Raw genomic sequence first — 12,759 nt, 5'->3', positions numbered from 1 at the left:
GATGAACGCGCCCGAAGTTCTTACACCCGCGGCGGACACGCCCGCGCAGGACGGTCGGCAGGCCGCGGTTCCGCTGCGCAAGCGCGTGCGCCGGCTGGTCATGCAGCTTGGCCCGTCGCGGATGGCGGCAACGATCGCCTTCCTGCTGATCGCGATCCTGATCGCGCGCTTCAGCTGGCAAATGCCGTTGATCGACGCCGCCGAACGCGCGCTTTACGACGCGCGCGCGACCTTGATGGCGCCGCATGTCGAGCAGGACAAGCGCATCACCCTCGTCACATATAATGACGAAACGCTGTTCAACACCGGCATCCGCTCGCCGCTCGACCGCACCCTCCTCGCGAACGCACTCGGCAATCTCGACCAGATGGGCGCGAAAGCGATCGGTATCGATATCGCATTCGACTCGCCGCGCCCCGACGACGATGTGCTAAAGGCGCAATTGCGCGCGATGAAGACCCCGACGTGGCTCGCCTATGCCGAACAGGCGAGCAACCCGAACACGATCTTCTACGAACAACAGAAATATCTCGAAGCTTATATCGCCGACGTGACGACCGCTAAGACCAAGCCGACAAGCGTATTGTTCCGCACCGACGACGACAGCGTGATCCGCAATTGGCCCGACCGGCCGAAGAATTTGCCGCCTTTGATGGCGAACGCGCTCGCGCCGGTCGACGCGGCGCATGCGAATTTCCAGGGCAATATCCGCTTCCTCGTCCCCGCGCGCGCCGCCGCGGGCCAGGAAGAGCCTGTCTTCGCCAATATTCCGATCGACTCCTTCGCGATGCCGATGGATGCCGAAATGCGCGCCGGTTTTTCGGAGCTGGTCAAGGGTCGCTACGTGCTGATCGGCGGCGACATCATCGACAATGACCAGTTCAATACGCCACTCAGCCGCTTTCCCGACGCGATCACCGGGCAGCATGAAACGATGATCGGGCTGGAAGTTCATGCGCATATGCTGGCGCAGCAGCTCGACAAGGCGTGGACCAAACCGATCTCTCGGCCCGCCCTGTGGGCACTCGCGATCCTGATCGTCTTCGCGGGCGGGCTGACCAGCCTGATCGACCTGCGCGCGCGCTGGGTCGCACTCGCCTTCCTCGGCCAGATGGCTTTCTTCATCGCCTTCCCCTTCTGGCTGCAAGGGCGCGGCGTCGACACGACGACGCTCCCGACCTTTGGCTGGGCGATCGGCTGGCTGTTCGGCTATGCGGCCGTCGGCACCGCGGCACGCACCGTCGGGTCGCGCCAGCGCGCCTTTGCGCAGTCGGCGCTCGGGAAATATCTGCCCGCCGACGTCGCGGCACAGATCCTGCGCGACCCCGACCAGCTGTCGCTCCACGGCGAGCGGCGGAATATCTTCTGCGTCTTCACCGACCTCGAAGGCTTTACGAAGCTCAGCCATGCCGTGACCCCGGAAACCGTCGCGCGGCTGCTCAACGAATATCTCGACCGCCTCTCCGACATCGTGCTCGAACATGGCGGGACGATCGACAAATTCGTCGGCGACGCGGTCGTCGCCTTCTGGGGCGCGCCGCTCAGCCGTCCCGACGACGGCCCCCGCGCGGCGGCGGCCGCGCTGGCGATGTATCAGGCGGGCGAAAAATATCGCGTCGACCTGGCGGGCGCGGACGTCCCGCCGATCGGGATGACTCGCGTCGGGCTCCACGTCGGCGATGCGATCGTCGGCAATTTCGGCGGCGAGGGCCGCATCCAGTACACCGCGCTCGGCGACAGCATGAACACCGCGTCGCGGCTCGAGGCGGCGAACAAGGGCCTAAAAACCGGAGTGCTGATTTCGGCCGAGGCGGCGGCGCGATCGGGCCGCGACGATCTGGTGCCGATGGGCCGCGTCACGCTGCGCGGCCGGGCGCAGCCCGTCGATGTCTTCACCCCGCGCCCCGACCTCGCCCCGGATCAGCGCGCGCGCATCACCGCACTGGTCGCCGCGCACACCGCGGACGACAAAAAAACCTATGTGACCTGTGCCACAGCAATACAGGCGGATTTCGGTCAGGATCCATCCATCATGTTTCTGATAGAACGCCTGAACGAGACAAAAGAGGGAGAAAGCTATGTCCTTTCCTGATTTCCGGATGCGCCGCCTCGGCCTCTCCGCCGCCGCTGCAGTGGTCGCCATCGCCATGGTCGGCACCGCAGCCGCCCAATCGATGGTGGTCCGCTCGACCGGCCCGTCGGCAAGCAAATATCCGACCGGCGCGAAGCTGAAATCCGCCGACAAGCTCACCCTTGTCGCAGGCGACAAGGTTGTGCTGATGCAGGCGGGCAAGACGCGCACGCTGTCGGGGCCCGGCACTTTCGGGGCGACGGGCACGGTGCAGGCCAGCCAGTCGCTCGGCGGCAATGTGACGCGCATGCTTGCGAAGGGCCCGACGATGCGGTCGCGCGGCGGGTTTTCGCGGGGCCCGGGCGACGAAACGCCCGCCGATATCCGTGCGCCGAACCTGTGGCTTCTCGACTATCGCGAAGCCGGAACCTTTTGCGTCCTCGATCCCGCCGTACTGATGCTGTGGCGCCCGAACATGGAAGGCGACACCGCGCTCGAGATCGAAAGCGGCGGTAAGAAGACGACCGTCGCAATCGTCGATGGCGCGAATTTCCGCAAATGGCCGACCGATGTGCTGCCGGTGCAATATGGCACCGATTATCGCCTGTCGGGCGGCGGTCTCGCCAAGCCTGTAACGGTGCGTTTCTCGGCGGTGGAAAATGCGCCAGACACGGTCGAGGGATCGATCGACATGCTGATGACCAAGGGCTGCTCGCCACAGCTAAACCGCCTTGTCGACACGATGTCGGAAGCCGAGGCGGGATGAGGCGAACGGACGGGGCGGCCATTGTCGCCGCCCTGTCCGTCTGATAATCTTCTGAGGAAATTCCGCCATCCAATCGGCGGAGCCTTTCCTTGGGTCGCAATTCGCCCTGCCGGTTTCCGGTGGAGCCAGTGAAATTGGCGCACCGCGATTCTCGCGGCGGCGTCTGCGCGCAAGGGGTGGTGATGAGCGTTTCGGGGGATTTTGATATCGGGGTCGCACGGCCCAAGCGGGCCAAGATCCGCCGGGTTCTGGCTGGTTCGACGGGGTTGATCGTTGCCGCCCTGCCCGTCGCCGCGCTGGCACAGGCAACCCCGCAAATCCCGACGCGCGAGGAAATCCAACGCCCGACGATCGCCCCCGCCGCACCGCCGAGCGAACAGGTCGTCGCGGTCGACGACGGCATCGAGCGCGCGCCCTGCCCGCTCGCCAATCCCGAATTCGCCAACGTCCGCTTCACGCTGCGCGGGGTCGAATTTTCAGGCGCCGAGGGCATCGACGCCGCGACGCTTGCGCCAAGCTGGTCCGACCGCGTCGGGCAGGAACTGCCGATTTCGGCCGTGTGCGACATTCGCGACCGCGCCGCGACAATGTTGCGGTCGCAAGGCTATCTGGCGGCGGTCCGCGTCCCGCCGCAAACGATCGGCGATGGCGTCGTCCGGCTCGACATTCTGACCGCACGCATGGCGCGGATCGAGGTACGCGGCGATGCCGGTGCCAACGAAAGGCTGCTCCAGCGCTATCTGTCGCGGCTCGACGATGCGCCGGTGTTCAATATTGTCGACGCCGAACGCTACCTGCTGCTCGCGCGCGATATCCCGGGGATGGACGCGCGCCTGACGCTGCGCCCCGGCGCGGTCCCCGGCGAAGTCGTCGGCGAGGTCATCGTGACGCGCACGCCCTTCACGTTCGACTTCAACGCCCAGAATTTCGGGTCGCGCGACGTCGGCCGCTGGGGCGGCATCGCGCGCGCACGCTTCGCGGGACTCACCGGCATGGGCGACCTCACCACGGTCAGCTTTTATTCGACCCCCGATTTCGACGAACAGAAGGTCGTCCAGGTCGGCCATGAATTCCGGGTCGGCGGCGAAGGTCTGCGCTTTGGTGCCAACTATACTTATGCGTGGACGCGCCCCGACATCACCGGCTTCCCGGTCAAATCGAACACCCAGATCGTCAGCCTGTTCGCCGCCTATCCGCTCGTGCTTGCGCAGGCGCGGCGTGTGACGGTCGGCGGCGGGCTCGATATCATCGACCAGGACATCAGCCTGACCGGCATTCCGATCAACCGGGACCGGCTCCGCGTCTTCAACCTCCGCGCCGACGCGAGCTGGATCGACCCCGGCTCGATCGCCGGGCGCAGCGGTTACAGCCCCAGCGAACCGCGCTGGTCGCTTTCGACCTCGCTCGAAGCGCGCAAGGGCACCTCCTTCCTCGGCGCCAGCGACGATTGCGGCCCCGGCGGCACAGCCTGTTTCCTGCCTGGCGCGGTGCCGCTCACCCGCGTCGAGGGCCAACCCGACGCCTTCCTTGTCCGCGCCAATGCGCTTGCAGAATGGCGCCCGGCCAAACTGTTCACGCTGTCGGCGGCGCCGCGCGCGCAATGGGCGAACGATCCCTTGCTCGCCTATGAGGAGTTTTCGGGCGGCAATTTCACCGTCGGACGCGGGTTCGACCCGGGCACGATCATCGGCGACAGCGGCGTCGCGGTGGCGCTGGAAGCGCGCTACGGATCATTCGTTCCCGCGAACACGAAAAGCCTTGCCTTCCAGCCCTTCGTCTTTTTCGACGCCGCGTGGGTGTGGAACAAGGATACCGCGTTCGACGGGCTCGACCCGCAGAAACTCTATTCGGCCGGGGGCGGCGTGCGTGTCGCCTATGGCGATTTGGGACGGCTCGACATGACGCTGGCGGTCCCTCTCAATCGCGGCGGCTTTCTGGCCGAAAAGCCCGATCCGCGGCTGCTCGTGTCGCTGACCACCCAATTCGGCGTCTGGGCACGCTGACATGACATTTGCATCGAGGACAACCGCCATGCGTGCCACCGCCACACCGCTCCGCAACGACAGGCGCCATCTGCTCGAAAGCTGTGCGATCATGGCCGGGCTCGCCGCCCTCGCCTACGGCGGGCCGGCGCGGGCGCAGGTCGCCGGAACGGGTCAGGCGGTTACCGGTCCCGGGCTCAGCATCCCGACGATTTCACCGCCGGGGCCCGGCGCCACGACCGTCGATACGACGGGCAACCAGACGATCATCAACTGGACCCCGACCGACACGGCACCGGCCGGCGGCGCAATCGATTTCTTGCCCGCGGGCAACTCGCTGACCTTTAACGGCAGCGGCGACTACACCGTACTCAATCGCTTCGTCGATGGCGGCGGCGGCGCGCTGAGCCGCCAGATCGCGCTTAACGGAACGGTCAACAGCATCGATACCGCGACATCGGGGCAGCGCGGCGGCAATATCTGGTTCTACAACGCGGGCGGCATCCTGATCGGAGCGACGGGCGTGATCAATGTCGGCAGCCTCGTGCTGACCACGAACGACATCATCACCGCCGGCGGCCTGTTCGGTCCGGGCGGCACGATCCGTTTCAACGGCGCCTCGGGCAGCACCTCGGCCATCACCGTGAACGGCGCCATCAACGCGAACAATGCGGTCAGCCCCGGCAGTGCCTATGTCGCACTGGTCGCCCCGCGCGTCGTGCAGGCGGGCGCCGTGCGCGTCGACGGATCGGCCGCCTATGTCGCGGCGGAACAGGCGGATATCCGGATCAACGGCGGCCTCTTCGACATCAACGTCACTACGGGGGCAGAGGGCGGCAACGCAATTACGCACACCGGCACGACGACGGGCCCCGCGCATCTGGATGGCAATGGCAATCAGAGCCTCATCTATATGGTCGCCATTCCCAAGAATGACGCCGTCACGATGCTGGTGTCGGGAGCCATCGGATATGACGATGCGCTGTCGGCGCAGATCGATCCCGACGGCGCGGTGCGCCTGTCGGCGGGCTATAATATCGTCGGCGGCGAACTGGCGACCGCGCCCGTCAATGCGACCGCCGCAAACATCACCGCCGGCGACACGCTGTTCCGCAGCAACACGGTCGCACGCGCCAGCGGCGCCTTTGTCGCCACCCCGACGCAGACGGTACCGGGTGCCCCCCCGCCCTTGTCGTCGGCGGGCCGCTTTTCCGTCGAGGGCAGCGGGACCTTCATCGGCGACGCCAGCGCGACGATCAACATCGGCGCGGGCCAGCAGGGTGGCGCGACGGGCGCATTCACCGTCGAGTCGGGCGGACGGGGCGGCGCGCCGGGGAGCGCCGCGATCAATGTTTCGGGCGGCGCGCTCTCGGCGTCCGGCGGCCTGACGATCCGGGCATCGGGAGTCCCCGACGCGGTGACCGGCAACAGCCAGGGCGGTACCGCCAGCCTGACGATCTCTGGCGGCAGCGTGACCACGGCGGGCGTCACCGTCGAAGCGAACGGCATCTCTGACGAGGAACCGAGCGGCGCGACCAGTGACAACAGTCTCAGCGTCGGCGGCACCGCGACCTTCATCCAGACCGGTGGCGCAGTGGACGTCGATTCTCTGCGAGTCAGCGCCGATGGCTTCGGCGGTGTCGTTCAGGGCCAGTCTGGCCTGGGCGCTGGCGGCACAGCAACGATCAACCTGCTCGGCGGCTCGATCAACGCCGCCGACATCATGGCAACCGCCGACGGCTTGGGCGGCGTGGGATCGCTCGGCACGGACGACGACCCGCTGAACATCATTCCGGGCGGTATTGGCGGTATTGGCCGCGGCGGCAGCGCGACGATCAATATCGAAGGGACCGCGATCGTCGGCGCGCCCCTGATCCAGGCGAGCGCGATCGGCACCGGCGGTGTCGGCGGCGAATTCCAAAATTTCTCGAGCTTCGGCGGTATGCCTGGCACACCGGGCGCGGGCGGTGACGGGGTCGGTGGCGACGCGACGGTGAACCTCCGCGGCGGCACGACGACCGCCAGCAGCATGATCGCCAACGCATCGGGCATCGGCGGCGAAGGCGGCCGCAGCTTTTTCTCGAGCAGCAGCGGCGGCGCAACTGGCGTGGGCGTCGGCGGAACCGGCGGCGTCGGGCGCGGCGGCATCGCGACGATCGCGCTTCAGGCACCGATCGACAGTGTCAGCATCGCAAACAGCATCGCGCGCGGAACCGGCGGCGCAGGCGGCGACCACAATGTCGGCGGCCTGGGCGGCGACGGCTTCGGCGGCACCGCGCAGGCGATCGTCACCGGTTTCGAAGCCGGTGAACTCGCCGTCACGCTCGATTCGACGGGCACCGGCGGCAATGGCGCGGGCGGCTACGACGGCGCGGGCGGCAATGGCGGCAACGGCGCAGGCGGAACGTCGCGCATGCTCGCCGATGGCGCGGGCGCGAGCCTGACGGTTCTCGAAACCAATTTCATCAACGGTGGGGTCGGTGGCAATGGCGGCGCCGGCGGTCTGAGCTTCGGCTCCTTCCCCACTATCGCGCCGGACGGCGGCAACGGCGGCAACGGCCAGGGGGGCGCTATCGAAGTTGCCGCCAACGAGGGTGCCGTCGTGACACTCGGCCTCGTCGCCGGCGACAGCGTCGTCCTCGGCAGTGTCGGACGCGGCGGGATCGGCGGCGCGGGAAGCAACGCCGTCGATGTCACCGACAATCAGGCGGGCAATGGCGGGAATGGCGGTGGCGGAACCGGCGGAACCGTACGCCTGATCGCCACGGGCGGCACGATCAGTTCAAATGCCGAAGCCATCGACATCACTGCGAACGGAATCTCGGGCGAGGTCGGCATCGGCGGACTCGGTCAGGGCGGCGGCGCGAACGGCGCAAACGGAGCCCCCAGCGGCACCGTGGGCGGCCGCATCGTGATCGAAACGGCGCCCGGCGCGTCCGGGTCAGGCCAGATCGACCTTGGCCCGACCAGCATAACCGCGAACGGCGATATTGCCGGCCGCATCGAATTGCGCGCAGGCGGCAATATCAGCTTCGCGGGACTCGACGCTCAAGCGCTGGGCGTTGCCGCGCCGACGAACAATGACACCGAAGAGGCGCTCGCAGGCATATTCATCGCGCCAACTGGCGGCACGATTTCGAGCCAGGGCGACGTCACGCTGATCACCGACGGCTCGGTCGGCATCTATGCGGAGGCGAACGGCATCTTCGACGTCGATGGCATCCTGACGATCGCCGCCGGCGACCAGATCGACATTCGGCATGAGTTCCGCGAGGGCATAGCGCCGACTATCCGCGCCAGCGACAGCCTGATCGCGACCGCGCTGACCAGCATCAGCGCCGCGCCGGGCAGTCTGCTCGGTGCCGGCGACGTGCTTTCGCTGACCGTTTCGGGGGCCACCGGAACGATCGGCGTCGACCGCCTCGATGGCAACGACATCCTTCTCAATAGCCTTGGCGCCACCAGCGTCGAACATGCCGAGGCGGTGAATGATTTTACCGCGACCGCGGGCAGCTTCCGCACCGGGCTCAATTCGATCATCACCGGCGGCGATATTTCGATCACCTCTCCAGGCGCGGTCGATCTCGGCAATTCGACCGCGGGCGGCTTTGTGCAAATTCAGGGCCAGTCGATCGCCTTCAACGCGATTACCGCCGGACTGACCGTCGGGCTTTCGGCGGACGGGACGACCGCCGGCGCCGAGGGCATCAGCGGCGGATCGATCGCCGCGGGCGGCGACATCAACCTGTTCGCCAACAGCATCGCGCTTACCGGCAATGTCACCGGCGACGCCTCCTTCTTCGCCTTTGGCACCGGCGGGGCGGTTTCGATGAATAACGCCGACGTCGACGGTACCATCTCGATCTTCTCGGCCGCCGACCTATCCGGAACCTATGTCGCGGGCGGCGATATCTTCCTGAACTCAAACGCCAATATCAATGCATCGGCACAGGCCAATGGCGGCTATGTGGACGGCAACGGCAACGCGGCGCAGGGCAATTTGTTCGTCATCGCCGCGGGCGATGCCGCGCTGACCGACAGTTCGGCCGCGCGCATGTTCGGCGTCAGTGCCGGCGGCGCCGCGTCGATCGATGGCGGGACGGCCGGCGAGGACGTCCTGGTCATAGCGGGAACGACGGCAAGCCTGACCGACGTCACGGGCGGCGACGACGTGACCGTACGTGCCACGGGCAACATCGATGCGCTTAATGTCCGCACGACCGGCGCCGGGGCTGACACGCATATCCTCGATTTTTCGTCTGCCTCGGGCAGCCCGACCTTCACCATCGGCACGGGCGAAGGATCGCAGGGCATCGACGGCGCCGACATCGTGATGGCGTCTACCGTCGGCGCGATCGACGCCGCAGCGCTGTCGGCGGGCGACGACATCCTGCTCAATGCCGCGAACAGCATTGTGCTTAACGGCGCGACCACGCTGGGCTTCGGTACGACCGACGGCGACAGCAGCATCCGTACACAGGGCGGCGCGACGACACTTGCGGGGCTCGATTCTTTCAGCGACGTCGTCGTCAATGCCGCTGGCCTCGCCAACCTGACAGGCGCGGTTGCCGCGGGACGCAACGCGACGATCACTGCACAGGATGTGACGCTCGCGGCCCTGACCGACACCGGCGGCACCGCCGTCCCACCGCTGAGCGCCGACGGCGACGTCGTCGTCAATTCCGCGGCGGACATCACCGGCGGCGGCGTCCGCGCGCTCGGCGACGCGACGCTGACCGCGGCGAATGCGATCGACATCACCTCGATCGAGGGGCAGGACGTCACGCTCACCGCCGCGGCGGGCATCGCGGTGGACGCCGCCAATGTCCTCGGCACCACCAACCTCGACAGCAGCGACGGCGCTATCCAACTCGGCAGCCTCCTCGCCTCGGGTCCGATCAATGCCAGCGCCAATGCAATCCGCATCGAAGGCGGCGGCAATATGCAGTTTGCCACGCTGACCACCGATGTCGGGGATGCCTATGTCCGCGGGGGCGGCGACTTCTCCGTCGCCGAAGGCAATGTCGCCGGGACTGCCGACCTCGCCACGCAGGGCGAAGCGATGACCATCGGCAACCTCACTGCCGCCAACGCGATCATTGCAAATACCGGCGGCTTCCTGAATCTCGACACGGTCACCGTCGCGGGCGATCTGAATGCCTCGGCGCTTGCGTCGCTGGGGATCAACGGCGTCGTCACCGGCCAGGCGATCTCGCTCGCCTCGGGCGGGATCGACATCGCGGCCACCGGCCGCGTCGGGACCGCGGGTGTGACCCAGCAATTGTCGGTCGCCAACAACAACCCCGACAACCAGACCTTCGTTGGCGGCACCGCCGGCCCCAACGGGCCCAATGGCTATCATATCGACGCCAGCGAACTGACACGCCTCTATGGCACCCAGATCGAAATCTTCGCGCCCGAAGTGCAGGCTGCAAGCGGCGGTTCGGTCGGATCGACCGCGCCGCCCGACGTCATTGTCGATAGCTTCGCGATGACCGGCGGCGCCGCGGGATCGAACCTCGGCGCCAATGGCGCGCTGACGATCCGCACCCCGGGCAAGATGCGCGTGATTGGCAATGTCCAACTCACCGACCTCACCGATGCCAACGCGCTCAACCTCCTCGCCGGCGAAGCGATCGAGGTCATCCTCGGCCGCGGCACGGTGCGGCTGGTCAACGGTGCCAACGCGGCGGGCCGACTCAACATGGTCTCCGACGACATCATCGTCGCGACCGAGGCGGCGATCACCGCCGTCGGCGCAGCGACGACGACCAACGCTATCAACGCCCGCCTCGGCGATAATGACGGCGTCGTGCTCGACGAAGGTGCGCTTTTCGCGCGCGGGATCCGCGCCGAAGTCGCGGGCGGCTTTTATGTCCAGAACAGCGGCGCGGGCACCGATTTCGACCAGCGCCGTGGTCTGACGTTCGGCGCCGGCGGGCTCGATGTGGTCACCGCCGGGCCATCGCGCATCGTCATCAACGGCGTCCAGTTGGGCGCGAACGGCCAGCTCACCGGGATCGACGTCATCCCGGCCCTGACCATCGGCGGCGCGGCACCGGTCACTGGCAGTTTCGATCCGCGGTCGACGTTCAACGGCTGCTTCATCGCCAGCCCGACCGCCTGCACCACCGTGACCATCGACTTTGAAAACAACTTCCCTGTCCAGGATGTGATCCAGGAAGAGGTCGAAGGCGACGATGACGGTAATGGCGACGGCAACAACCTGCCGCAGGCGCTGATCACGATGCGCGATCTCGATCCGCTGACCGGCGAGCCGCTGCTCGACGATCCGGTGACCGGGGCAGGCAACGACGATCTGTGGACGCCGCCGGCGCAGTAAACCGCCTTTTGGTTGACGTATCGCATCGGGGCAAGGCATTGGCGGGGTTATGATCGACGCCTCTGCCTCCCCGCTCATGCTGTTCAACAGCCTGACGCGCAGCCTCGAAACATTCGAGCCCGTCCATCCCGGCGTTCCCGGTGATCCGGCGAACCCGCCGGAGGCGCGCGTCTATTCGTGCGGACCGACGGTGTATAATTTCCAACACATCGGCAATATGCGCGCCTATGTCTTTGCCGACACACTGGGTCGCACGCTAAAGTTCAAGGACTATAAGCTGCGCCACATCATCAACATCACCGACGTCGGGCACCTGACCTCGGATGCCGATGTCGGCGACGACAAGATGGAGAAGGCGGCGGCGCAGCAAGGCAAGACTGCATGGGACGTAGCCGCCTTTTACACCGCCGAATTCAAGCGCGACCTCAATTGGCTGAACGTCCGCGATCCCGCAAAATGGACCGTCGCGACTGACTATGTCGCCCGGATGATCGAGTTCGCGAAACGCATCGCCGACACGCATTGCTACGAACTCGATAGCGGACTGTATTTCGACGTATCGACGGTGGCCGACTATGGGCGGCTGGCCCGCGCCGTCACCGATGATGGCGAAGGCCGAATCGACGAAGTCGAAGGCAAGCGCCACGCCGCCGACTTCGCCATCTGGCGCAAGACACCGGTCGGCGAGACGCGCCAGATGGAATGGGATTCCCCCTGGGGTCGCGGCGCGCCCGGCTGGCACCTCGAATGTTCGGTGATGGGCGAGGCCGAACTCGGCATGCCGTTCGACATCCACACCGGCGGGATCGACCATCGCGAGATCCATCACCCAAACGAGATCGCGCAGAACCAGGCGTATCGCGGTTGTGGCGGGCTCGATTGCGCTGAACATTCGGGCGCCCGGATGTGGATGCACAATAATTTCCTGATCGATCGCGGCGGCAAGATGTCAAAGTCCACCGGCGAATTTTTGCGGCTGCAACTGCTCGTCGATCGCGGCTACCATCCCCTCGCCTATCGCCTGATGTGCCTGCAGGCGCATTATCGCAGCGAGCTGGAGTTTTCGTGGGAAGGTCTTGGCGCGGCATTTACTCGACTGAAGCGGATGTACAAAACCGTCGAAAAGAGAAAGTCAGAACAATTCGAGCTTACGGGCACGCCGGTTGATGACCCAGCCCTTTTCGAGCCTATTCCCCGTGACAAATGGCACGAAACAGAGATACTGGGGTATCTTCAAGACTTTGACGTCGCCATGTCGGATGACCTGAACACCCCGAAAGCACTTTTGACGCTCGACACTGTCCTGCAGGATCCGTCTATTGATAACGGTCTACGTTGGCACATCGTCGCAACGCTCGATCAAGTCTTGGGACTCGACATCCTTCGACGTTCGCAAAAAAGCCTACGTGTTCGTCCTAAGGCAGCAACTATCACCGTTGAAGAGATCGACATGCTCATCCGCCGCCGCAAGGACGCGCGCGACGCAAAGGACTTTGCCGCCTCGGACAAACTCCGCGACACCCTTACCGCCGCAGGCGTCGAGGTGATGGATGGCGACCCGCTCGGCTGGGACTGGCGGCTGGAGGGATAAAGCTCC

5 protein-coding genes are annotated in these 12,759 nt (G+C 66.1%); all 5 read left to right on the top strand.

Translation table 11 applies throughout. From position 1 onward, the window contains the following. Position 1: 1 nt before the first annotated feature. The 5 genes from SKP52_RS04340 (at position 2) to SKP52_RS04320 (ending at position 12,753) form a co-directional block, all read left to right on the top strand. Positions 2 to 2,092, top strand: coding sequence for an adenylate/guanylate cyclase domain-containing protein (locus SKP52_RS04340; protein WP_039579759.1), 2,091 nt, complete (start codon positions 2 to 4; stop codon positions 2,090 to 2,092). Next, on the top strand, positions 2,079 to 2,837 hold the full coding sequence (locus tag SKP52_RS04335; RefSeq protein WP_039572153.1) for a hypothetical protein: 759 nt from the start codon (positions 2,079 to 2,081) through the stop codon (positions 2,835 to 2,837). Before SKP52_RS04340 ends, SKP52_RS04335 begins: the two co-directional genes overlap by 14 nt. Positions 2,838 to 3,019: 182 nt before the next feature. Further along, positions 3,020 to 4,840, top strand: a complete 1,821-nt coding sequence (locus tag SKP52_RS04330) for a ShlB/FhaC/HecB family hemolysin secretion/activation protein (protein WP_052207800.1) — start codon at positions 3,020 to 3,022, stop codon at positions 4,838 to 4,840. 28 nt (positions 4,841 to 4,868) lie between these two features. After that, entirely contained in the window at positions 4,869 to 11,162 is a 6,294-nt protein-coding gene (locus SKP52_RS27195) for a hypothetical protein (RefSeq protein ID WP_039572149.1), read from the top strand. Positions 11,163 to 11,211: 49 nt separating this feature from the next. Continuing rightward, positions 11,212 to 12,753 (top strand): cysteine--tRNA ligase, encoded by a 1,542-nt coding sequence (locus tag SKP52_RS04320; RefSeq protein ID WP_039572146.1) that lies wholly within the window; start codon positions 11,212 to 11,214, stop codon positions 12,751 to 12,753. Positions 12,754 to 12,759 lie beyond the last annotated feature (6 nt).

The organism is Sphingopyxis fribergensis, from assembly GCF_000803645.1.
GTDB classification, from domain to species: Bacteria; Pseudomonadota; Alphaproteobacteria; order Sphingomonadales; family Sphingomonadaceae; genus Sphingopyxis; species Sphingopyxis fribergensis.
The sequence above is the reverse complement of the archived record's forward strand: the minus strand, read 5'-3'. Positions and strand labels throughout refer to the sequence as shown.